We start from the raw sequence: 23,181 nt of genomic DNA on the forward strand, positions 1-23,181 counted from the left end.
CAGGAGTTCTGCCTGTCATCCGGGTGGCGTGGTCCGCGAAATCTGGTCCGCATGGCGATGCTTGATAATTCGGCGAAAGGGCACATCATTTATGAGGATGTTTCACAGATCGGATGGGTAGATGGATAACCGGGCCGGCGAGATGATGGTCTTCACCCGGGTGGTCGAGGCCGGCAGTTTTTCCGAGGCGGCGCGGCAGATGCTGATGACCCCATCCACCGTCAGCAAGCTCGTCGCCCGGATCGAGGACCGGCTGGGCGTCCGGCTGGTGGAACGATCGACCCGGCGGCTGTCCCTGACCGACGAGGGGCGGCTCTATTACGAACGCAGCGTGGCCCTGCTGTCCGAACTGGATGCGATCGAGGGCGAACTGGCCCACGGGGCGCGCAATGCCGGCGGCACGGTGCGGATCAATGCCTCGGTGGGATTCGGCGTGCGGGGGATCGAACCGTTCCTGCCGGAATTCTGGCGGACCTATCCCAACATCGTGGTCGATCTGTCGCTGTCGGACGAGATCGTGGATCTTTACCTGGATCGGACCGACATCGCGTTCCGGGTCGGGCCCCTGGGGGATTCGGGCCTGGTGGCCCGCAAGCTCGGGACCGCGCGGCGCATGATCGTGGCCTCGCCGGAATACCTGGCGCGTCGCGGGACACCGCGCACGATCGAGGATCTGCCGGCGCATAATTGCCTGGGCTTCAATTTCCGCCGCGCCGTCCCGGTCTGGCCGCTGCGCGACGGAGGGCGCCTGGTCGACCGCAGCGTCGGCGGCACGTTGCTTGCGAATAACGGCGAGACCGTCCATCGCATGGTGCTGGCGGGTGTGGGCCTGGGCCGCCTGGCCGATTTCCATGTCCATCGCGACATCCGGGCCGGCCGGCTGGTGGAGGTCCTGATGGAGGCCGGACCGGAAGAAACGGAAGACGTCCACGCCCTGTATTTGGGGGGCCAGCGCATGCCGCAGCGCATTCGCCTGTTCCTGGATTTCATGGTGCCCCGGATGCAGGCCTTCCTGCGCGATGCCGCCGTGACCTGATGCGGCACGGCCACGCGTGCGTGTCCTGACGGCGGCTCCGGGCCGGTTCGCGCAATCGGCAATAGGTAACGCGGCCGCCTGCCGTTACCATGAACGCCCGTGGGCTCACTGGAAACGGAACAGGGTCATGCCCGACACATTGATGTCCGCAATCCCCGACAGCCGGAAGGCCGGACCGATCGTGCTGGGTCATGGGGATACGATCCGGACGGCGGCATGCACGATCCTCGGCGCGATCCATGCCCATCTGACCGCCAATCTGGATGCCGCCCTGGACGGGCGCAATTCCGAGGGGGTCCATCAGGTCCGCGTGGCGTTGCGGCGCTTTCGTGCCCTGACCGGCCTGTTGCGGCGTGACAGTCCCAATGTGGTGCTGGACGGCGCGTCGGGCCATGCCCGGACACTGGCCCATGCGTTGAACGGTGCGCGCAACTGGGACGTCTTCATGAACACGACGCTGCCGGGCCTGGGCGCACTGGCGCATGTCGGGGTCGATGCGCCGGGCGTCCTGGGCCCGCTGGCGGTTCCGCTGCGGGAAGGGGCGGCCGGGGAGGCGCGGGCGGCGCTGGATGGGGCCGAGGCCCGCCAGTTCCTGTACCTGCTGGAACAGATGATCGACGGGGCGGTATGGATCACGCCCCTGCCGGCGGCGGTCCAGGAAACACTGGACGAACCGGCCGCTGATTTCGCCGCACGTCACCTGACGCGCCTGCACCGCAAGGCGAACCGTCAGGGGCGGGACCTCGCGCTGCTGACGGCCGAAGAGCGCCACAGGTTGCGCCTGACCCTGAAGAAACTGCGCTATACCGCCGAATTCTTCGAGTCCCTGCACGCCCCCGGCACCGGGGCGGCCCCCTACATCCGTCGTCTGTCACGCCTGCAGGACGTGCTGGGCATGGACAGCGACGTGCTGACGACCCGGGCCCTGCTGTCGCGGATCGGCGAGTCCGCACCGGGACCGGACATCCAGCATACGCTGGGTGCCGTGGCGGGCTTCCTGTGCTGCCGCCAGGCCGCCACGCAGGACAGGACCTATTCCCGGTGGCGCAAATTCAGGCGCCAGTCGGTGTTCTGGCGGGCCTGACCCCGGCTGTCATGGAACTGTCACGAACTGTTCTTGCAGCTGTCGTTGCCTGTGGGCCCGGCCTGTGCTCTTGCACGCACGTCTTCCGTTGGCATATCGCCGTGAACGAAGGGACCTGCGTCATGTTCAAATCCGAGATCGTCGAGATCGACGGCGTCTTCGTGGGGGTCCTTATCCAGACCCGGCGCGATGGCGCACGGGTGTTTCGCGCCATTCATGAATGGCTGCGTCCCCTGAACGGCCAGATCATGTCGTCCTTCCAGGAGGCACGGAACATCGCCACCGGACAGTTCCGCCGCCGCCGGGTGACTTCGGGCCTTGCCTCCGCCGCGAGCTGACGGGCCGGTGCCGTCAGGCGCCTGATGGCGCCTGCGGTTCGGCGGGCGCCAGACGATAGCGGAAGTCGCAGTGGGATGCGCCTTCCATGATCGTCTGGGTCCGGGTGAAGACGATGTCGGGATTATAGCCGGCGCAGAATTGTCCGTCGCGATTGCAGGACAGCAGCGGCCCCAGTTCGCCCAGACCCATCGCGCGATACATCTCGGCATAGCGGCAGCGGGTGACGTCGAATTCCAGAATGTCGGCCCGCGCGACATGCACCGTCAGTTCCAGCGCGCCTTCGGCCGTCCACAGGCGCAGGGCCTCGGCGAAATCGGCAAGGTCCGGCATGTGGCCCAGCGCCGCGCGGAAGGACGCCCCCTGGTCCACGGCCGAGCGCGTCACCGCATCGCGGATCGTGTCGCGCGCGACCTCCGCCCCGTGGGACGCTGCGAGCACGTCATGGACGCAGCGCAGGATATCGGCCTCGATTCGTCGGCGTTCGATGATGGGCATGGTCTGCTGTGTCGACATGGCGTCCTGTGCTCCGCCGGTCCGTGTCCCGCACCCGGTGCATGCCTGTCCGGCAACAGGCCCAATATTTCGGTTCTGGCGATGTTCCGATTGTCGTGCGGCGCGGTCAATATTATCGAGGTGAAAACGTTTCGCTATCCGGATGTCGGGCGGGCCGTTTCGCGACGCGGAACACCGCGCCGTATCGTAGCGCAGGCGGAAAATCATGTCGCAGCAGGCACACGGGCACGAAGCCCACAGGCGCGAAGCGCTGGGAATCGGGTTCGCCTTCATCTGCCTGGCCATCGTGGGGGTCATGCCCATCATCTCGGGCAGCCGTCCGGCCGGGTCCGACGCGTTGAGCTTCGCGTTGCTGATGTCGTTCTGGCAACTGGTCTGCTCTCTGCCGCTGGTGTGGCGCAAGGGGCAGGCCGCCGACGTGATCCTGGGCCGCATCAGGACCACCGTTCCACGCGGCTGGATGCATGTCGTGACCCTGGGCACCGGCATGATGTTCGGCCTGTCGACCTATGTGTTCGTGCTGTCGGTCGGCAAGGCGGGCGAGGTCTCCACCGCCATTGCGCTGCAGGCCTATCCGCTGTTCTCGATGCTGTGGGAGATCATCTTCCTGGGCAAGCGCAAGAGCAGCCTGGAGCTGTTCTTCACGCTGCTGATGATCCTGGCGCTGGTGTATCTGGCCACCAACGGCACCTTCCGGATCGAGGGCCTGTCCCTGTGGTTCCTGGTGGCGCTGGGCACCCCCCTGTTATGGAGCGTGGCGCACGTCGCGTTGAAGGAAATCTTGGACCGCAGCGCCATCACGCCGGCGCAGGTCACTTTCTCCCGCCTGTTGATCTCGACCTGCTTCCTGTTCGTGCTGTGGCTGGCGGCGGGTGGTGCGCAGGCGGGGTTGCGGGACGTCATGTCGCCGCGCTTTGAGGCACTCGCCCTGCTGCTGGGGGCGATCTACTACCTGGAATTGCTGGCCTGGTTCCATGCGGTCCGGCATGTCGATGTATCGGTCGCCAGTTCGATCACCATTCCGGCGCCCGCCCTGACGATGCTGATCGGCGCGGTGTTCATGCAGGTGCCGGTGCGGCCCTATCAACTCGCGGCCCTGGGCGTGATCGTCGCCGGCATGTATGGGCTGCTGTACGCCGGCAAGCGCAAGCGGCTGGCGGCGGGTCGCATCCCGGCGGTGACGTGATGCTGGGTCCCCGCCGCGCCCCTTACGTGCCCTGGACGATGACGACGCGATAGGCCGATCCGCGGTGCCGGCGTTGTGCGACGGCCTGGTAGGCCGGGCTGTCGTACCAGGCGCGGGCTTCGGCCATGGTGGGGAATTCCACGATCACGACCCCTTCCGGCGCCGTGCCTTCCAGGACGTCCTGGGTGCCGTAGGCGGCAAGAATCCGGACCGGATGGCCCTCGAAGGTGGGGGCGACCGCCTTCATGTAGGCGTCGAGTTCGGCCTGATCCGTGGTGTTTTCGCGGGTGAAGACGATGTAGGCGGACATGTCCCGAACCTCCTGGTGGGGCCGCCTTTGCCGGCGGCTCTGGGATCGAGACTGGCACGACGTGCGGGTTTTCCAAAAGGGGCCTCGTTATCGGGGCGAGGGTGCCAGGGCGGCCCGGCCGGCGGCGGCCAGCGCCACGTCGGCCTGCGGCGTGTGGATCCGCGCGCACAGCACGTTGCGGTAATGGCGTTCCAGCGGATTGTCCTGGCTCAATGCCGGATTGCCGATGGCGGCGACGGCCTGTTCTACCGCGTGGATCGCGTTTTCGGTCGTCAGGTGCTTGACCAGATTGGCGTCGATCGTCGACAGGGCGCCCCCTTCATGCCGGTCGATGGCATCGGCTAGCAGGGCGCGATTGCTCATCAACAGCCCGTCGATTTCGCCCAGCAGGCTGTGAAAACGCGGCAGGGTGGCCAGCGGCTGGCCCAGATTGGCGGGAATACGGGCATGCAGGAAGGATATCAGCCAGTCCCGCGCGGCACGGGCCACGCCGTCATACAGGGCGCCGATGACGAATGCATGGCCGGTTTCGGCACCGCCATCGCGCCGGGTCCAGTCCTGGGGCGGACGCAGATCCACCAGATGGTCGGCCGGCAGCGCGACATTGTCGAAGACGATGGTGTGGCTGCCGGTCGCGCGCATGCCCATCTGGTGCCATGTCCGCTCGATCCGCACCCCCGGCGCGTCCAGCGGCACCAACGCCTGGCCGATCCGGGGCGTGTCCTCGCGCGTGCTGACCCAGGCGATACCCCAGCGCAGCGCGGTGGAGCCGGTGGAATAGATCTTGCTGCCGTTCAGGCGCCATGTCGTGCCGTCGTGATGCAGCACCGTCGCCGGGATGCCGCCCCGGGCCGGGGTGCCCAGTTCCGGTTCGACGCGCAAGGCGTTCAGCAATGCGCCCTCGCGCACTGCCGCCGTCGAGACCAGGCGGTGCACGTCTTCCGGCCAGCGACCGGACTGGGCGATCGCGGCATGCTGCAGATATTGCATAGACAGGATCAGCGCCGTGGACGGATCGCCCTGGGCGATCGTCCCGATCACCTCTGCAACCTGGCGCAGGCCCAGTTCGTGACCGCCATGGCGGGACGGCACCGTCAGGGCCAGCAGCCCGGCCTGGCGCAGATCGTCCAGATTGTCGGTCGCGATCTCGCCGGACCGGTCATAGGCGGCGGCCCGTGCGGCGAACCGTTCGGTCAGGTTCCGCAGCAGGTCGGGCGTGTAGGGAAGCCGCGGGTGCATGCCATCCATCGTCGTGCCTTCGGTGTGGAGGCCGACGTTACGGCCCCGTCGGCCCATCATCAAGTTGTGATGACGATTCACGGGCGATCGCCGGCCGTACAGGCAAAGACCCGCCCTGCCGGGAAGCGGGACGGGTCTTTGCCCTGCAGGAACCATGGGACGGAGGGGACGCGGCCGATGCCGCCTGACCCGTCCGCTCCCGACTGGCCCGGTTCGATCAGAACGCGGTCGAGATCGTCCCGGTCATGCTGAAGCGCGGTTCCACCATGAAGGAGTTGCCGTAGCCGGCATAGGGGGCGAGGTTTCCGCTCCAGACGGGGTGGGCGTTGAGGTCCTTGGCACTGTAGACCACGCCCATCGCGCCGGTGCGGACGATGGATCCGGTCAGGTTCGTGAAGTTCAGCCGGAAGGTCGGCGACTTGGCGAACAGGAAGGGCGCGAAATGATACCCCAGAGACAGCGTGTCCGTCACATAGCCCGGCATGCGCTGGTCCCCGGCCACGCTGACCGACTGGGCGCCCGTGTAATGGACGTTCCCGTTCGCGAAGAAACCCTTGTAGGTGTAGGTCAATCCGAAGTTCGCCATCACATGCGGCGCCATGACCGCCTGCGTGCCCTTTGAATGGAGCATCGTGTTCGTATAAGGGTCGAGCACGTTGCTGTCCTGCGTGGCGTTGAGATATTCGACCGACGCATAGGGGCTGAAGCCGTGGATGGAACGGCCCGACACCATCACGTCGAAGCCGCGCATGGTCTGGTTGCCGATCGAGAAGGGCGAGAAGCTGTTCATGCCCACATACTGGTTCACGATACGGTTCGTGACGTTGTAGTTGAACAGCGCCACGTCGGCGATGATGTATTGGTCGTGATACCGGTATCCCAACTCTTCCTTGATGGAATACTGGTTCTTCAGGAAATTCGGGCTGGTGGGCAGCCATCCCATGTCGACGGCACTGGGCTGGCGATAATCGCCCTCGGCGTTGACATAGATCTGGTGATGCTCGTTGAACGTATAGCCGATGGACAGCTGTGGCAGCGGCTCGGTCGCGTTGGTGCTGTATCGGCTGTAAGGGTCCGCGGTCCAGCTGTTGGCCATCACGAACTTGAAGCCGGCATGGATCACCAGCTTGTCGTGCAAATATTTCGCGTTGTCCTGCACGAACAGCGAATGGAGCTCGTAGCCAGCATCCTGCCCGTAGGGCGCCGTGGTCTTGTAAAGCTGCCAGGGGCTCGGCGGGGTGCCATCCGCGTTCGTCAGGCCGCTGGGATAGGACTGGAGCGTGTAGGTGTTCTCGTACCAATATCCGGCCGAGAAATCATTGTGCGAATCGATCCGGTATCCCAGATTCGTCACCGCACCCACCTGGCGCGTCGAGTTCTGGAGGAAGAAATCGGTCAGGTTGGGACCGGTGTACGGGCCGCCCGCGCCGTTGTCGATCGGATTGCCCGGGGACGCGTCCCAGCCCTGGCCGAAGCTGAAATAGGGTTGGAGGTCGAAGCTGAAGCGCGCGGGCAGCACCAGATGGACCGGCGCGGTCAGGAAGACCTGGTTCCAGTGGTCGGTGCTGTTTTTCCAGTAATTGTCGCTGCTCCGGTCGGTGGTGCGGCCGTATCCGGTTCCGGTATGCTTGTAGGTATAGAACTCCTGCGCGGTCGGATAATTGTCGATGATGAAATTTTCATTGTTCCACGACAGGAAGACCTTGGCGGTCGAGCCGTTTTCCCAATCCTTTTGTATGCCGAAATCCAGATGCTGCCGATCGTTGGCGCCGGCGCCCATCCAGGCGCGGTTGTGCGTATGAGAGAACGAGATATAGCTGCGCACGCCGCTGTTGCCGATATCGCCGGATTCCAGGCGAAGGAACTCGCGCGACAGATTGTTCGTCCCGTAGGAGAAATCCATCAGGCCGCCGAATTTATGCGACGCGGTGTGCGAACGCTCGTCCATCACGCCGCCGGCCGCCGACATGACCGGTATGTCGGTCGCCGAACTGCCGGGCGTCACGTTGACCTCCTCCAGGTTTTCGGAGTCGATGTCCTCGGCCATGTATTTCGCCGCTGCCGCCGGCGCGCCGTCGATCATCAGGCCCATGTCGAGGTCGGTCAGGCCCCGGACCTCGATCATGCCGCCCTGCATGCCGGCGGTGTCGGGGGTCGACACGCTCACGCTCGGCAGGTTCTTGATCAGGTCGAGCGCGGTGCTGGTGGGCGCGCGCATCTCGATATATTCCTTGGCGACGGTCTGCACCGTGTGCGGCGCCGTTTCCAATCGCATCATGCCGCCGCCGCCATTCAGGGCCTGGCGGGACGAAACGACCGAGATGTCTTCCGCCGTTCGCGGCGTGGTCGTCTGCGGGCGCGGGGTGGGGGCTGCGGAGGGTACGGGATGACGCGCGGCGGTGGAGGCCGGATGGGGCAGGGTGGTGGGCGCCGGAGTCGTCGCTGCGGCCGCCGGACGTTCCGGCCACGCCGCAATGCAAACCACGCCTGCCAGGCAGGACATGGCTTGCAGCCGGCTCCGCAGCCCCGGCTTCCGATAATAGCGCGTCATTCTCTGTTACCCTTCATTCTTTCCACCAGTCGCGGCACGAATTTGTCCTGACTCGCGTCATGTCGTTACTTGGATATGGCCCCGCCTAACAGGCGGGAACCTTTTTGTCGCCGATGATTGATTGCAATCACGATCCGTGGACCGGGAGATGGCGCCTTGCAGACTGGCGCACCCGTGCAAAGCAGGGAACCAATGAAGGTTCGGTATTTTGCAATGGGAGTAGCGTCGACCAATAGATATAATATCGGAATGATATTTATTTTATTCCAGTTGCTTTATGATTTCGTGATCTGCGCTGTCCTGTCCGAAAGTATTTTCTGGAACGGTCCGGAATCGGAACATAATCCTCCGTCGAGCCTGCCTCAAGGATAAAAAAAGGAACGGATCGTTGCCGTTTTGCGAGCAGCGGAATGATTCGCGGGCCTGATCGGCAGTGCGGTGCCGGAGGCATCGGCGACCGGTTATATCGGCGATATGGGTATGGATGTTATCTAAATTACGTATCCAATTCTCTTGGACCGGCCAAGGCCCATCTGATCGATCCGGGGCCGTCACGCTGGACTGTCGCGGTCAGCCGCGACGTCGTCCGGGCCGGAGTCCGTCCAGCGGATCGGACGCCCCAGCCATTTCCCAGGGGGAAAGAAATTCTCTTTTCCATTGCCCGGCGGTCATTCGGCGGCCTAAACTTGCGGCCGGTTTCGCGTGTGGTTCGTGCCGGGATGGCGACGAGGAGGGTCCGGATGCGCGAGGGAGCAGGCGGCCAGAGGCCGGGTGTCGGCATTATGGTGGCGGACGGGGCATTTCCGCCGGTCGACAGCCCCTTCCATCCGGGATGGCTCCGGCAGGTCGGCATGGTGGCGGCGTCGATCGGGGTGGGCGATTTCCACGAGCGCCTGCTGTCCCTTGTCGAGACCCTGATCCCGCATCAATCGTCCTGGATCATTTCCTATTCGTCGGCGGCCCGACCCGACGTCCTGTATACGGCGGGAGTGCCGGCCGCCGTGCGGGCCGATTATACAGATGCCTATCGCGATTTCGACCCTTTCTGGCGGCAGTGGCAGCGCCGTCCCCATTCCGGGGTTGTGACGTTGCAGACCCTGGACGCATCGGTGAAATCCGACATCTACACGACCCTGTTCCAGACGGATGCCGGGTTCGCCGACGAACTGGCGGTCGTGCTGCCGGCGCTGTCGGGGGCATCGGTGACCCTGTTCCTTCAACGCAGCGGCGAATCCTTCGCCCCGGCGGAAATCGAGGTCGCGCGACGGGTTTTTCCGGTGCTGGAAGGGCTGCATCGCGCCCATGTCGGTCGATTGTTCGTCAGCCTGCGGCAGGCGGCCGGCCATGCGGGATACGAAGCGGATCGCCTGGTTCGGCCCGCCCGGGACACGGCCCAACCCATGTCGTGCCGCATATCCGACCCATCAGGAAGGGGTGCGCGGGTAGAACCGTTCGACGCCGATTTTTCGATAGAGCGGAGCGGACGGCTGTATGTCCTGGAACGGGCCGGTGCGCAGGATGCATCGCCTGCACCCACGTCGGAATTGATGCGTCATCTGACTCCGCGAGAACGAGAGATTCTGTCCCTGATCCTGCAGGGTCTCTGCACTGGCGAAATCGCCCAGGCGCTGCGTGTGGGGAAGGGGACGGTGAAGAACCACCGCATGCGCCTCTACCGCAAAGCCCAGGTCTCATCCGAACGGGCGCTGGTCGCCCTGTTCCGACCCGTCCTGCATCCGGACGGCTGAGGACGCCGGAAGGTCGGACGGCTCGCGGAACGCCTTGCAGAGCACTCTTTCAGTCGTGCAGCATTTCGCCATGCAGGGCGATATCGAGGCCCTCAAGCTCCACATCCGGCGAGACACGCAAGCCGCATACCCGTTTGACGATGACCAGGATCAGAGCGGTCGCCACGATTGTCCACAAGGCAATCAGGCCGATCGCTTTCGACTGGACCAGCAACTGGTGCCAATTGCCGTCCAGCAGGCCGGAATGGTCGGGGCCGCCTATGGCACGGGTGGCGAACACGCCCGTCAGGAACGCGCCCGCGATGCCACCGATGCCGTGAATGGCCCAGACATCCAGCGCATCGTCATATTTGAAGCGGTGCTTGGGCCAGTTGACGGCCCACAGGCAGACCACCCCACCGATCAGGCCCATGGCCAGGGCGCCGGAGACGGTGACGAAGCCGCAGGCCGGGGTGATGACGACCAGGCCCGAAATCGCGCCCGACAGTGCACCGAGCAGGCTGGGCTTACCGTGCAATTTCCATTCGGCCAGGGTCCACGACACCAGTGCGGCGGAAGCCGCGACCTGGCTGTTCAGGATGGCCAGCGCCGCGGTCGGGCCGGCCGACAGCGCCGATCCGCCATTGAAGCAGAACCAGCCCATCCACAGCAGCGACCCGCCGATCATTGTCAGCAGGATATTGTGCGGGGCCATGTTCTCGGACCCCAGGCCCATGCGCTTGCCCAGTGCAAGGCAGGCCAGCAGCGCCGAGGTGCCGCTGGTGACATGCACCACCGTCCCGCCGGCGAAATCCAGCTCGCCGCTTTGCGCCAGCAGGCCGTCGGGACCCCAGACCATGTGGGCGATCGGGCAGTAGATCAGCAGGACCCACAGCACCACGAACAGCATGGCGGCGGTGAATTTCATCCGGTCCGCCGTGGCGCCCAGCACGATCAGGGGGGTGATCGTCGCGAAGGTCAGTTCGAACATCACATAGAGATATTCCGGGATCGTCGGCGCGCCGGGCGACACGGAATTCAGTGAAACGCCTGCCAGGAAGAGCTGACCAAACCCGCCCAGGATCGGCGTCCCGGGCGAGAAGACGAGGCTGTAGCCACATATGACCCAGATCAGCGACACCAGCGCGCAGCCCGCCGCGCACTGCACGGCAATGGCCAGCACGTTTTTCTTGCGCACCATGCCGCCATAGAACAGGGCCAGGCCGGGCAGCAGCATCAGCGAGGTGAAGACCGATGACACCAGGATCCAGGCCGTATCGCCGCCGGAGAGCGGCGGGCCGCCTTCGGCCGCCGATGCGGCGGAAAACGGGGCAAGACAGAGGAAAAGCGCGCAAAGCCAGGATAGGCGAGAAGGAACACGTACGATTGTCATAGACCCCAGCTTACCCGTCGGAATGGTGGCCTGCCTGTCCGCGTCATGGGGACGGCCATGAATTCGTTTCGCATCATTCATGGTGTGCCGCGCGTTGACAAGGCCGCGTCTGCCATTCTGTTCCGGCCCGGGGGTCCGACTTGCGTTATGTCGCGTGGGTGCGCCAGGGTCATGCATGACATTTCCTTGTGGCGACAGGTCGGCCTATACTGCCCGGGCTTGCCGGCAGAAAGGAATGTCCGCCCCATGTCTCCATCCCATCCCGGCTCCGCCGCCGACCGCCCCGATATCGAGGAACTGGCGACGGGATCCTCCGCTGCCCCGGTCAGGGAGATGACGCTGGAGGAATCGCTGGGAAGCCAGATCCGGCTGCTGCGCCGGCAGGCGGACCTGCGCGGGGGGGATGTGGCCCATACCGCCGGCATCTCGCTGAGCATGCTGTCGAAGATCGAAAACGGCCAGATTTCGCCGTCGCTGTCGACATTGCAGGCGGTCTGCCGCGCGCTGAACGTGCCGCTCAGTCAGCTTTTTTCGACATTCGAGGAGCAGCGCGACTGTTCCTATGTCCGCTCGGGCCAGGGGGTGGTGATCGAACGGCGGGGCACCAAGGCGGGCCATGAGTACCAGTTGCTGGGTCATCTTCTGGGGGGCGCCCTGGTGATGGAGCCCTATCTGATCACCCTGCATGAGGAAGCCCAGCCTTATACCAATTTCCGGCATAGTGGAGTGGAGCTGATCTACATGCTGTCCGGCCGGGTCGTATACCGCCATGGCACGGATACCTACGAGATGGGGCCCGGCGATACATTGCTGTTCGACAGCGGGGCCCCGCACGGGCCGGAAAAGCTGCTGGAGAAGCCGATGACCTATCTCTCGATCATCGCCTATCCCCGTTCGGCGGAGTAGGCGATCGGCGCGACCTATCCGGCCTGATACAGTTCCAGCGGCAAGTCGTCCGGATCGGCGAAGAAGGTGAAGTCGCGCCCGGTCAACGCGTCCGTTCGGATAGGCTCGACCTCGATACCCGCCTGCTGCAGGTGGCGGACCGTCGCTGGCAGGTCGGCTACCGCGAAGGCCAGATGCCGCAGGCCGCAGGCTTCGGGCCGTGATACCCGGGGCGGGGGGGCGGGGAATGAAAAGAGTTCGATCTGGGTGGCACCCACGGCCAGGTCGCATTTCCAGGACCCACGTTCGGCACGATAGGTTTCCCGGATGATCGGCAGCCCGAGGATACGCGTATAAAAATCCTTCGATCGTTCATAATCCGAGCAGATGATGGCGGCGTGGTGGATGGCATCGATCATGGGGAAAAGGTTCCGATATCGGTGATCGCCCATCCATGCCATGGCCGGCGGCGTCGGGACAGACGGCCTCTTGCGGAGTGGCAGTTCGACCCCAGATTCCAGCTAAAGGGCGGTACTGCCCGCCAAGCCTCGGAGGACGTCATGACCAGCACGCCGGAAGCGGTCGCGGCCGACCTATATAATCGCTACGGGTCCGATGCCCTTGCGATCGCGCAGACTCATCTGGACGAGGCCCGGCAGGCGGGAGATGCGCGCATGGCCCGGCACTGGATCGCAGCCTGCGACGAAATACGACGCCTGCATGCCGACGAGAACGTGGTTGAAATCGACCTCGACCGGTAGGACGGCAGGTCTCATCCGTTCGTGATCCGTGGGGCGCGCAAGTCATATTATGACATCACCGGTTCGGCCTTCCGTCGTGTAGTGTCCCCAAAAAAGAACGGGGGAAGCTCATCATGGCGACATGGGTTCAGTCCGCGATATTGTTTCTTCTTGCTGTGGGATACATCACCCTGGCCGTGACCCACTGACCGGTCGGCGCGAGGAGATGATGGCCGGATGTTCCCGGTGCCGCTGATATCGCCCCGGCGCATGAGACCTCGGTGGATTTTCCCGATACGCACCGCACGCTTTTCGCGCATCCTGTGCGAAAAGCGAGGGCTGCAGGGCCGTCCGGCAATGGGTCAGAATACGGTTCCATCGGAATCCGCTGAGGCGGATGGACCAAAGGCGGTGCCATTCGCGGCGTATGTGTCGAAGCCTGTTCTCCACCTGTTTCATCATCACCCTGGAAGACAGGGGGCACGACAATATCGTTCGCATCGGTCATGCCGACCGGGCGTGTTCCAATCTGTATCGTCATGCGCTGACCGGTTCTCTGGAGCATGTTTTTCTGGGTTTCGTTGGCGCTCTATATTCTGATCAATGTCGATTTCGCGCTGCTGTACATGATCGTTCCCGGACAGGTGGCGGGAACGCATCCTCACGCTTTTTGGGAATCCTTCTTCAGCATCCCGACCCTGTCGACCGCCGGTCGGCCCGGTCGGGCATGTCATCGTGTCGTTCGAATTGCTGGGGGGAATGATCCTGAACGCAGTGGTCACCGGCCTTGTCTTCGCGCGGTTTTCCCGCTCCAGAGCGCGGGTGATCTTCAGTGATCGGGCTCTGATCCGTAACGAAAACCATGTTCCCCATCTCAGCGTCCGGATCGCGAATCGGCGTCTCAGCCAATTCTGCCAGTCGAGGCGGAAATGTCCTTGGCGCGCCTGATCGTGCAGCCGAATGGTCGGCTGGCGCGGCAGTTCGATCCATTGCCACTCACACAATCGCACATTCCCGGTTTGTGCTTGCCTTCTCGCCGCTGCATGTCCTGGATGAACATAGTCCGCTCAATGGGCTGGAGTTCGAGCAATTGCGGGCGGAGGAGGCAGAGATCGTCGTGACCATCGAGGTACCGAATGAGGTGTCCGGCCAGGCGGTATTTGCACGTACTGCCTATGGCTTTGACCATGTTCTATACAATCATCGTTTCGTCGATATCATTGACGCGGTGCCCAATGGATGAATTATCGTCTATTATACACGCTTTCATGCAACTGAAGGGCGCTGAGTTGGCTGGAGGTCAAATACGGGAGAGTGTGAGCAGTCATTTTGACGAATTCAAGATAATTTATAAAAATAATGAAAAACTATTTGTAAATATACAAATTGGTAGAAATTTATTATTGAATAGTATTTATTTATTTGGACGGAAAATATCGCATGGTTGGTTTAAGTCAAACATGATCGCATGCTGGACAAATCCGAGGGGGCGCGATACGGTTCCGGCGTAACTTATGCATATATAGAAATGTATCGAATAGTGTTTGGTCAAAATGGTGGAAAAACTGCGCTGGTCAATCATTTGGTGGCCCTTTCTGGGCGAAGCGCAATAACTGTTCGGGCCATACGCAGCATGAGTGCGCGCGATCGTTTTGGTGTACGCCTCGGCGTGGCCCTGTTTGCCGTTGCCATGCAGGCGGGATGTTCGGTGTTGCCCAATGGCGGCCCAATGGTATCGGACGTCAAAAGTGGCGCCGAAGAGAAGACCGGTTTCAGGTTCGCGCTGGTGCCGGTCGACCAGCAGGTTCTGAACCTGGTCGGCACGCCTTCCGGCAACACGAAACTGGCGGCGCTCCATGAAGATCGCCCCGCTTTTCTGACACTGGGACCCGGCGACCTGTTGCAGGTCGCGATCTATCAGGTCGGGCCATTGGGTGTGTTTTCCCAGAGTCAGACGTTGGGAATGCCCCAGGGAGGCGGTTCGGGACCGTCGGCTCCGGGGGCGCCTCCCAGTACCTTTATTTCCGGCCTGGCGGTCGATGAGGGTGGATACATCACGTTTCCCTATGCCGGCCGGGTGCATGTCGGTGGCCTGACCGTGACCGAAGCGCAGAATTTGCTGCTTTCGCGGTTGAAGGAAAAATTGACGGATCCACAGGTCATCGTCGCCGTCATCAGCAACGTGTCCAACCTGGCGACGGTCATGGGGGCAGTGAAGACGCCTGGACGCTTTCCCCTGACACCTGCGTCTGAGACGATCCTGCAGGTGATCACCGCTGCTGGCGGTCCGACCAGCCTGCCGACCGATATTCTGGTTGAACTGACCCGGCACGGCCGAACGGTTTCCGTTCCAATGGAGGATATCGTTCGGATACCGGCCAATGACATTCATGTGGACCGGGGTGACCTGATCAATCTGGTTTTCAAGCCGCGAATGTATCAGGTGTTCGGTGCGGCTCGTACCATATCCGAATATTCGCTCGGAGAGCGTGGCTCCAGCGTGGCGGATGGATTGGCTCATGGAGGCGGACTTCTGGACGCTCAGGCCGACCCGCGCGGGGTCTATCTGTTCCGGTATGAAGCACCTTCGATTCTGCGGACATTGGATCGACCTCTGCCGGTTGCCGGGACGGATCAGGTTCCGGTGGTCTATGCGTTCGACATGAGCAAGCCGACCGGCTACTTCATGGCGATGAAATTTCAGTTGCGGTCCGGAGACCTTCTGTTTACCTCCGACGCACGCCTCGTCCAGTGGATGAAGGTCTTCAACCTGCTGGGAACCCTGACACAGGCCGGTTCCAGAGGGGCCACTTTCGGGGGCGGTATGTGACCGCAGGGGATGGCTGCCTGGACTGGCAGGCACATGCTTGCTGGCGTTGCGGACTGTCCGGTTGAAATCGTATTGTCGCTTCGATTTATGGTTCATGTCGGTCCGCAACGGGGAAGTTTCGCATGAATGAACTGGTGTTCGGTGCGTGGCGGCAACTGGATGTTCTTAAAGCTGTCATGTATCGTGAAGCCTTGGTCCGGTTCGGACGGCGGTCGCTGGGGCTTCTTGAAGAAATTGGTTCGATTGCAGTCCATATCGTCGTTTTTTCATTGATGCGGCTCTATGCTGGAGTGGAAGTGCAGCACGGGCTGCCGGTTTTGCCTTTTGTTTGCGTGGGCATATATAATTTCTGGCTTTTCCGGACCGGTATTTCGCAAATACCTACCGCTCTTTCGGCAGGTTCCTATCGGGCATTTTCGCAGGTGACGCCTCTGGACGTGGCGCTGGCGCGCGGTGCGGTCAATATGCTACTTTATATCGGACTTGCAGTGGTGACTTTCTGGCTCCTGCAATTGTTTGGTTACTCCGGCCCAGTCGGAAATTGGACCGAGGTCATTCTGATTCTCGTTGCAAATGGAATTTTTGGTATTGGTTGCGGTTTGGTACTCGCCGGCCCGTTCCACTATCTTCCTTTTCTTCGGACCGTCGTCATGATCGGTGCGATGAGGATTTTGTCCCTGATCGATGGGACTTTTTTTCTTTATCCGGACCTTCCACCCAATTTGCGCCCTTATGCGATCTGGATTCCCAATCTGCATCTCAATGATATGGCGCGGGAGGCCTATTTCCCATCTTATCAGGAAAACTGGACGAGTCTGACCTATGTCACAGGTTGGATAGGCGGAAGCCTATTGCTGGGACTGATGGTCGAACGGGCCTTGAGAAACGCAATCGAGGCGAAGAAGGTCCCGGCATGATCCTCCTTGAGGATGTCAGTGTATCGTTCCGAAAGGGCAGGGCGCGGCGGGATGTACTGGTCAATCTATGCGGTTCGTTCGAACGCAATGGGGGAATCGTCGGTATTCTTGGACAGCGGGAAGCAGGAAAGACTACGCTGATCAATCTTTTAGCCGGCAATCTAACTCCGCAGGCAGGAAAATTGACCTGTCATGGAAGCGTTTCCTGGGTTCTGTCGTCCCATCGGCCGCTGCTTCCGACCATGACGGTGCGTGCTAATATCCGGTTCATCGCCATGCTCTATAGCGCGTCGGTCCATGGATTGATGCGTGACGTGGCGGATTTGGCCGATTTACACGATGTGATGGACCTCAGGTTGAATACGCTTTCTCGTGATATTCAATCACGTTTGGTTTATTGTCTTGGCTTATGTCTCAGGTTCGATTATTACTTGGCGGATGAAGCCATCGTGATCGGCGATAATGCGTTTCGGGAAAAAATGACCGGTTACCTGGCTGCGACGGCGTCGGAACGGACGGTCATTCTGGTGAGCAGGAGCCCCGCGGCGATCAAGAAGCATTGTGAACGCGCATATGTGCTTCATGATGGACAGCTTCTCTCCTTCGATCGGACAACCCAGGCAATTCGGGCCTTCAAGGCTCTTGACGACGCGAAGTAGGAACAGGGGATCGACGTGCTCGAAAGACTCAATGAAGACGAGGACGATTTCGAGTTCGAGGTTCGTGCCGTACGTCCGTACGTGCATCCGACTGTTCAGCAGCGGCGCCGTCAGCGCATCCGGTCCATTATCATTTCGGCAATCATCTTGTGCGTACCGACCCTGGTGGGGGCGCTGTATCTGTTCGTGTTCAGTTCCAATGTCTACGCGACCAATTCCATCGTCATGGTCAGGGTGCCGCTTTTTGGCCAGTCTTCCGGTTCATCGGGGGGAGGAGGGGGCGCGATGGCCGCCCTGATGGGTGGAGGTGGGGGCGGGAGCAGTGCAACGCCGACCACGCGTGCAATCGATGAATCCTATGCGGTCGTACAATATATCCAGTCGGAAGAAGCTTTTCGGCAGGTCGAGCGGGAAATTGGTTTCCGCAAATTGATGTCCCAACCCGGGGTGGACTGGCTCCATCGCCTGTCGCCCCATGCCAGCTTTCGCTGGGCATATCGTTATTATTTGCGGCATGTACATGTCTATTATGATGATTTTCAGGGACAAATCCTGCTCTCGACCTATGCCTTTACGCCTGAAACATCCCTGGCCATCGCCAATGCCCTGACTCATGCCAGCGAACATCTGGTAAACAGGTTCAATGATCAGGCGGCCCAGGATTATCTAGCCGTAGCGCGGCAGCAGGTCGTGGAAAAGAAGCGGGAATGGGATCAGGCCAGCGAGGCGCTGATGAATTTCCGGCTTGCCAATGACGTCATTGATCCTGCCCTCTCCTCGACATCCTATAACAATGTGATCATGACACTGGTTGGACAGGCCGCCTCGCTGCGGGCGCAGATCGCGGCGGTTGGCAAGTTGGGGGAACCGGTAGGGCAAGTCGGCCCTCTGCGCAACCAGTTAACTGCCTTGGAGCAGGAAATCGACCGGCAACAGACTCGGTTGACCGGACATAATGATGCGCTGGCCCGGACCATCGCCGGGTTCTCGACCCTGACCACCGCGCAATCCATTGCCCAGCAGGAATATGTTTCGGCGTTGTCAACACTCGACACCGAATTGTTCACCATAAAACGTCAGATGCTTTATATCGTCAATGTCGTGCCGCCGCGTGCTCCGGAAGAGGCGCAATATCCTCAGCGCTGGAAGGATCTGGCGATCATTCTCGTTCTGTCCTTCTGCGCCTGGCTGACGGTGCGTATTGTGGTTGCGGCGCTGAAGGATCACCTGACCTAAGCCGGTTGAGTGATCTAGCAGCCTTTGGTTATCTGTCACCCGGCATTTTTTCTTCAGATTGCCGGGTTTTGTGTTTCTCTTGGCAATTATAGGCTTAATCTGGGATTTCAATACGTGTGGCGGCCGCGCGGACAGCTTGTTGCAGGCCCTCCGTACTGAAATAATCACCTGGGGCAGAGGCTCGGTTCAGCACAAGTTTGCGGAACGCCGACAACAGGAGCGGGTTCGGTCCGTGTCTCTCCTGCCAGAAATGATCGAGGTCGTTCTGGCAGGACAGGCCAGCAATGTCGTAAATCGCGGATCCTAATGTCTTGACTGGACGGCCACGTTCCAGGGCAAATAGCCCAACCGTGCTGTTGATCGTGACAATTCCGGACGCGTTCATGACGAGTTCGTCGAGCATTTCAGATTCAACGTAGTGGACGCGATCCGAGACACCGAGCGCCGCTGCCTGCGTCATGATGGCTTTTCGCCAGTTGAAGAGGCCATTATCGAGCGGATGCAGTTTGAAGATCAGGTGGAGGTCTGCCGGCGCATGGGCACTGAAGGACGTCAGTGTTTCTGCGATGGCCGGAAAATTACCTTGGAAACGGGAACAGAGGCGGACCTGAAAATCGCCATCCAACTGCATGGGAAAAAGAATGTATGGCCGATGATCTCGGGTCGGGGCATCCTTGGCCTTGCGTTGTCTGCGTGTCAGGGCAGTGAACAGAAATTTTCGCAGATAACCGCCATATTCCATGAAAGGACTGATCGGCGCATGGAAGCGATGGTACGGGTAGGCAGCCCATCCGGCCAAGCGGACGACATGGTAGAGGACGTCGAAGGCAGCCCGACGCAAGAAACTGGACCGGAACGGGCCGGGCTGGGTCAAGTCGGGTAGGGTATGAGCCGCATCCAGAATGTCGGGGGCTCGATTCGGAAGAGACGATCCATTTTCCGGCATGGCACGTTCCATCCGGATCCAGCCGGGCCGGATATATCCTTCGTCAAAAATCCATACCGGGATGCCCTTGGCGGTGCCGCAGGCTATGGCGTGGCGATGGACATCGCGCCACTGCCCGAAGAGGACAATGGCATCGGGACATTCTGTCTGGAGCAACGCAGCGAAATAGTCTGTCCAGGCTGCCATGCGGCCCCGGAAAATGCGGGGCCGCCCCGCGTGCCAGAACAGATGATCGCCAGCATTGAATGCCACATGTATGACATCGTGGCCGCGGCGCGATAATTCTGCTCCCAACATTGGAAAGAAAGGAGTCGCGTTGCCCTGAAGAAACAAGATACGCACCGATCCTGTTTACCGTTTCAGGAAATGCTGTCAACGATATCTGGATTTCGGGCGATAATGTGAACGCCCCAATTCTTGCGGTGTCCGGCATCCCATGGAAGATCTCATATGAAATATCGTCATCCTCTTTTTTGCGGAATTCTGGTCGTTGCGGTTTTCGGTACGTGTCGACCGATCGTCGCCTGGGCTGGCCCATCAGGGGGGCCGCCGTCGATCTATGATTATGTCGTGTCCAACGTCTGTGTAGATCCGGCCGGGCGCCCGACGGCCGAGTCCCCTCTGTCCTGCCCATTGGCGCACCAGCGGGATATGCGTCCGGACGATCACGTCTCGGTAGTGCATTCCGATTATCCCATCTCACCCGATGCGAAAGGATGCCGTGCCCTTGGCCTGTCACGGCGTTATGCCTTTCCCCTTGCAGTGAAGGCATCGGACGAGACCGGTAATTCTTATCCATTGATTGTCGGATGGACCGACTATCCTCCGCATGGTGACGCCTGTGACTATGGACAGTTCGATTCCCGTGACACCCTGACCCTTTTGACTGTGACCGACAGCCTGGCCAGCCTGGTCGGGGCGTTCCATCACAAGCACTGGTATCTGACCGTCGGTTCCGGATATCGCAATCCGGCGCGGCAAGGGGTTAGCCGTTTCGTTGGAACATGGTCATTTCCCGCTACCCTGCCGCCCCTCGGGGCGACGGGGTGGCACGTGTTTCCGCGCCATACCATGTCGTTCGACAACGATGCCTTCTCTCCCGCAAATTTTCCGCCGTCCGATCCCGGTTTCAAGTTGTCGGAAACGTTCCAGGCCTGGAAACATATGAGTTTTGTCTTCGGCACCCGTGACAAGCCGACCCGACCGATCGATACGCTGCTGCATATGGGCTTCGCGCGGACGAACGATACGGACCAGGCGCCGGGTGAGTCCGTCGGGTCCGAGCATATCTATCTGACGCGTGAATTGGGGTACGCTACCCGTTGGGAAAGCTGGGCGCGGGACGATAACCGCAAGGATGTAATGCATCTGGCCAGGACCGCCTATGCGCAGGCGGCTTGCTCGATGCCGGCTACGGTCGAAGGACAGGTGACGCCGGATCTCGTCATTGGACCGGTCATTGACGACCCGGTTCTGAAGGTCTTCAAGCAGCAGATCACGACCCGGACGCGTTCAGGCGGGACCGATACGCATTGGTGGTACATGACCGGCTGTCATGATTTTACCAACATCCATCAGGTGCCCGACTATGTTCCGTCCCACCTCGTGAACGCAGAAACGTTCGGACAGGGATTTATCGATCAGTTCAAGAGCGCGAAGTGACAAGCAGCGGGTGGCCACCGGGCATGGTGATGCTACCGGCGTAGGAAAAAGATCCGAACGGCAGGCCGATATCCTCGATATTCACGACGCGCATGCCGGGGTCCGCCTTCAGTTCCAGCAGGGCCAGGAAAAGCATGTTCTGGTCGATCCACCAAGCCGTGTCCCTTTCGGACAAGGCGCGGCCCAGATGGCGATGCATGGCGCGCGAGATGGTGTCGGCTGCCGCACGGCCTCGGGGTGTATTCAGAAGCGCCACGCAGGCCGCGTTGACCTGCGCCCACGGCACGAGGCGGGGATAGCGGAACAATTCGCGCCCCGGGGCCACTGCCTGTCGCAGGACACGGACCTTGTCATAGATCCGCAGTCCGAGATCGGTGTCGTTCCAGATGGGAGCGTGGGTAAAGGCGGCAGGCGTCGAGTGGAACGCGACGTCGATGTCGGTCAGGAAGACGCGATCGGCGACATGAGCAAGAAAATCCGCCGCCCGAAGGAAACGCATGCTGGCGTAGTAGGTCGGGACATGCAGTTTTGAAAGTTCGGATGAGACAGAGATATTGTCAAAATCCCCAAGATGCTCGGTCACGCTGTTCCGGGCGATGGTGTGCGAGGGGGCCGAGAGATGGAAATGAATGCGGGTGCCATTCCCGGCATCGCGGAGCGAGGCGACATATTTGCGAGCATAGCGGGCGAAATAGGGAAGGTCGGCGCAACAGACATAGGCAATCGGAGCCCGTTCGACGTCACTGAAATCAACTGCGACCTGTGTGAATTCTTTTTCGTCCTTTGCGGTCAGGTCCAGGAAGAAGCTGGTTGCGCCGCCTTCCTCGAAGGACGTGTTCTTCTGGACACTTCGCGCGAAATGTATCCGTGCGTTTTCCAGCTCACCGCGTATCAAGGCAATACTGCCTCGGGTGAGTTCGGCTTCCGGACCCGTATTCCTGCCGAGGCGGTGGAGCAGGTCGGCCAGGATACGGTCGCGGAAAAGGGGATCGCGCCAGAAGGTTTCGCTCTGGGCCATCTTTTCCAGACATTTCTTGACCGCACCGGCGCCTTTGGCCATCGGAAGGAAACGGTCGAGGATTGCCTGCTTGATCGGTTCGCAATCCGGATACCGGAACAGGAATGGCGGTTTTTCCGACACGAGGGCGAGGATGTCCGCAGGAGATGCCGTGGCCAGAGCGTCCATGACCCCGTCGAGTGACAAGGGGACGGCGCATCCATTCCTGATGATCACCCCCCGCTGGCCGATCCGGACATCGATCAGGAACGTGCCGCTTTTTGCCTTGCGCAGGGCGGGGGCGAGTTGCTGCATCATCCGGGCAAGGTCGTCGATATATTTTTCGGCGTCTCCGCGATGGAAAATGACTTTTGCGACCGTCATGAAGTCCGTGAGGCCAGCCTTGGACGTCAGCGCCAGATGGAAGGCTCGCTCGAGAGCAGCGCGTGCCTCACCCCGGAAGAGTAAAAAATGAACTTCGATCCGCCGGGAGATTTCCAGGTCCTGGGTCCGCGCGATGATGGTCCCTATGCTGCTCTCCAGACTGGATTGCACAGCGGAATCTTTTTTCTGGATCCTGTATTTCCTGGTGCGCAGCAGGCGTACGACAGGTAGCGCCTGTGTCGCTGCCTTTTTCCGGTAGGCGGGGGATGCGCCTTCCGTAACGCGGCACAGCGCCTGCAGCGCCGCGACGGGATCGGCCAGGGATTCATGCAGTTTCGCCATGGCGATCAAGGCCCGGTCGGTGCAGGCCGGTTGGTCCACGACCACCTGATAGCGCGCAATCAGGTCGCCGATCTGCGGGCGTAACGGATTGCGGGCGGTCTGGCGGGAGAGCAGACGTTCTGCCTCGGCATCCAGAGAAGCGAGATTACGTTTCAGGAGGAAGATCATCGCGCTTTCGCCGGCAAGGACATATCACAAGGTGAAA

Annotated in this window: 22 protein-coding genes; 14 read left to right on the top strand and 8 right to left on the bottom strand. The window is 61.2% G+C overall.

Annotated elements, in window-relative coordinates; genetic code table 11:
* The first annotated feature begins 121 nt into the window (after positions 1-121).
* The 3 genes from HLH28_RS05835 to HLH28_RS05845 all read left to right on the top strand — a co-directional run bounded on the left by HLH28_RS05835 (position 122) and on the right by HLH28_RS05845 (position 2,458).
* Positions 122-1,036 (top strand): LysR family transcriptional regulator, encoded by a 915-nt coding sequence (locus HLH28_RS05835; protein ID WP_182955853.1) that lies wholly within the window; start codon positions 122-124, stop codon positions 1,034-1,036.
* 127 nt (positions 1,037-1,163) lie between these two features.
* On the top strand, positions 1,164-2,120 hold the full coding sequence (locus tag HLH28_RS05840) for a CHAD domain-containing protein (protein ID WP_220789943.1): 957 nt from the start codon (positions 1,164-1,166) through the stop codon (positions 2,118-2,120).
* 122 nt (positions 2,121-2,242) lie between these two features.
* On the top strand, positions 2,243-2,458 hold the full coding sequence (locus HLH28_RS05845) for a hypothetical protein (RefSeq protein ID WP_182955856.1): 216 nt from the start codon (positions 2,243-2,245) through the stop codon (positions 2,456-2,458).
* A 13-nt stretch (positions 2,459-2,471) separates the two neighbouring features.
* Here HLH28_RS05845 and HLH28_RS05850 read toward each other — a convergent pair whose 3' ends face one another.
* Positions 2,472-2,972 (bottom strand): L-2-amino-thiazoline-4-carboxylic acid hydrolase, encoded by a 501-nt coding sequence (locus HLH28_RS05850; protein ID WP_182955859.1) that lies wholly within the window; start codon positions 2,970-2,972, stop codon positions 2,472-2,474.
* 205 nt (positions 2,973-3,177) lie between these two features.
* Between HLH28_RS05850 and HLH28_RS05855 the strand changes: the two genes are divergently transcribed.
* The gene (locus HLH28_RS05855) at positions 3,178-4,158 is read left to right on the top strand and encodes a DMT family transporter (RefSeq protein WP_182955862.1); all 981 of its coding nucleotides are present in this window, start codon (positions 3,178-3,180) and stop codon (positions 4,156-4,158) included.
* Between the two features lie 22 nt (positions 4,159-4,180).
* On the opposite strand, the gene HLH28_RS05860 is transcribed toward HLH28_RS05855, so the two are convergent.
* The 3 genes from HLH28_RS05860 to HLH28_RS05870 form a co-directional block, all read right to left on the bottom strand.
* Positions 4,181-4,468: a DUF1330 domain-containing protein gene (locus HLH28_RS05860; protein ID WP_182955865.1), complete on the bottom strand. Its 288-nt coding sequence runs from the start codon at positions 4,466-4,468 to the stop codon at positions 4,181-4,183.
* Positions 4,469-4,555: 87 nt separating this feature from the next.
* Complete coding sequence (locus HLH28_RS05865; protein WP_182955868.1) at positions 4,556-5,707, bottom strand: acyl-CoA dehydrogenase family protein; 1,152 nt, start codon at positions 5,705-5,707, stop codon at positions 4,556-4,558.
* A gap of 217 nt (positions 5,708-5,924) precedes the next feature.
* Complete coding sequence (locus HLH28_RS05870) at positions 5,925-8,258, bottom strand: TonB-dependent receptor (protein ID WP_182955871.1); 2,334 nt, start codon at positions 8,256-8,258, stop codon at positions 5,925-5,927.
* A 740-nt stretch (positions 8,259-8,998) separates the two neighbouring features.
* On the opposite strand from HLH28_RS05870, the gene HLH28_RS05875 reads away from it, so the two are divergent.
* Positions 8,999-10,006: a helix-turn-helix transcriptional regulator gene (locus HLH28_RS05875; RefSeq protein ID WP_182955875.1), complete on the top strand. Its 1,008-nt coding sequence runs from the start codon at positions 8,999-9,001 to the stop codon at positions 10,004-10,006.
* A 49-nt stretch (positions 10,007-10,055) separates the two neighbouring features.
* Here the strand turns inward: HLH28_RS05875 and HLH28_RS05880 are convergent, their stop codons facing one another.
* A complete protein-coding gene (locus HLH28_RS05880; RefSeq protein ID WP_182955878.1) occupies positions 10,056-11,378 on the bottom strand; it encodes an ammonium transporter in 1,323 nt (440 codons plus the stop codon).
* Between the two features lie 246 nt (positions 11,379-11,624).
* Here HLH28_RS05880 and HLH28_RS05885 point away from each other — a divergent pair, with 246 nt between their 5' ends.
* Positions 11,625-12,284, top strand: coding sequence for a helix-turn-helix domain-containing protein (locus HLH28_RS05885; protein ID WP_182955881.1), 660 nt, complete (start codon positions 11,625-11,627; stop codon positions 12,282-12,284).
* 14 nt (positions 12,285-12,298) lie between these two features.
* Here HLH28_RS05885 and gloA2 read toward each other — a convergent pair whose 3' ends face one another.
* Entirely contained in the window at positions 12,299-12,682 is a 384-nt protein-coding gene (gloA2, locus tag HLH28_RS05890) for an SMU1112c/YaeR family gloxylase I-like metalloprotein (RefSeq protein ID WP_182955884.1), read from the bottom strand.
* A 141-nt stretch (positions 12,683-12,823) separates the two neighbouring features.
* Between gloA2 and HLH28_RS05895 the strand changes: the two genes are divergently transcribed.
* The 7 genes from HLH28_RS05895 (at position 12,824) to HLH28_RS05920 (ending at position 18,645) form a co-directional block, all read left to right on the top strand.
* Positions 12,824-13,024: a hypothetical protein gene (locus HLH28_RS05895; protein WP_182955887.1), complete on the top strand. Its 201-nt coding sequence runs from the start codon at positions 12,824-12,826 to the stop codon at positions 13,022-13,024.
* 542 nt (positions 13,025-13,566) lie between these two features.
* Positions 13,567-13,839 carry a hypothetical protein gene (locus tag HLH28_RS18005; protein WP_246395706.1) on the top strand — a complete coding sequence of 91 codons (273 nt, stop codon included), beginning with the start codon at positions 13,567-13,569 and terminating at the stop codon, positions 13,837-13,839.
* Between the two features lie 26 nt (positions 13,840-13,865).
* Positions 13,866-14,246, top strand: a complete 381-nt coding sequence (locus HLH28_RS18010) for a hypothetical protein (RefSeq protein WP_246395707.1) — start codon at positions 13,866-13,868, stop codon at positions 14,244-14,246.
* Between the two features lie 390 nt (positions 14,247-14,636).
* The gene (locus tag HLH28_RS05905) at positions 14,637-15,833 is read left to right on the top strand and encodes a polysaccharide biosynthesis/export family protein (protein WP_182955890.1); all 1,197 of its coding nucleotides are present in this window, start codon (positions 14,637-14,639) and stop codon (positions 15,831-15,833) included.
* Between the two features lie 122 nt (positions 15,834-15,955).
* Complete coding sequence (locus HLH28_RS05910) at positions 15,956-16,750, top strand: ABC transporter permease (protein WP_182955893.1); 795 nt, start codon at positions 15,956-15,958, stop codon at positions 16,748-16,750.
* Positions 16,747-17,409, top strand: a complete 663-nt coding sequence (locus HLH28_RS05915) for an ATP-binding cassette domain-containing protein (RefSeq protein ID WP_182955896.1) — start codon at positions 16,747-16,749, stop codon at positions 17,407-17,409. Before HLH28_RS05910 ends, HLH28_RS05915 begins: the two co-directional genes overlap by 4 nt.
* A gap of 15 nt (positions 17,410-17,424) precedes the next feature.
* Positions 17,425-18,645, top strand: a complete 1,221-nt coding sequence (locus HLH28_RS05920; protein WP_182955899.1) for a hypothetical protein — start codon at positions 17,425-17,427, stop codon at positions 18,643-18,645.
* A gap of 94 nt (positions 18,646-18,739) precedes the next feature.
* On the opposite strand, the gene HLH28_RS05925 is transcribed toward HLH28_RS05920, so the two are convergent.
* Positions 18,740-19,924: a capsular biosynthesis protein gene (locus HLH28_RS05925; protein ID WP_182955902.1), complete on the bottom strand. Its 1,185-nt coding sequence runs from the start codon at positions 19,922-19,924 to the stop codon at positions 18,740-18,742.
* Between the two features lie 117 nt (positions 19,925-20,041).
* Here HLH28_RS05925 and HLH28_RS05930 point away from each other — a divergent pair, with 117 nt between their 5' ends.
* Entirely contained in the window at positions 20,042-21,253 is a 1,212-nt protein-coding gene (locus HLH28_RS05930; RefSeq protein ID WP_182955905.1) for a hypothetical protein, read from the top strand.
* Here HLH28_RS05930 and HLH28_RS05935 read toward each other — a convergent pair.
* Complete coding sequence (locus HLH28_RS05935; RefSeq protein ID WP_182955908.1) at positions 21,237-23,144, bottom strand: hypothetical protein; 1,908 nt, start codon at positions 23,142-23,144, stop codon at positions 21,237-21,239. The two genes, HLH28_RS05930 and HLH28_RS05935, sit on opposite strands and share 17 nt — an antisense overlap.
* Positions 23,145-23,181 lie beyond the last annotated feature (37 nt).

The sequence above is a fragment of the Gluconacetobacter tumulisoli genome (assembly GCF_014174155.1).
GTDB lineage: Bacteria > Pseudomonadota > Alphaproteobacteria > Acetobacterales > Acetobacteraceae > Gluconacetobacter > Gluconacetobacter tumulisoli.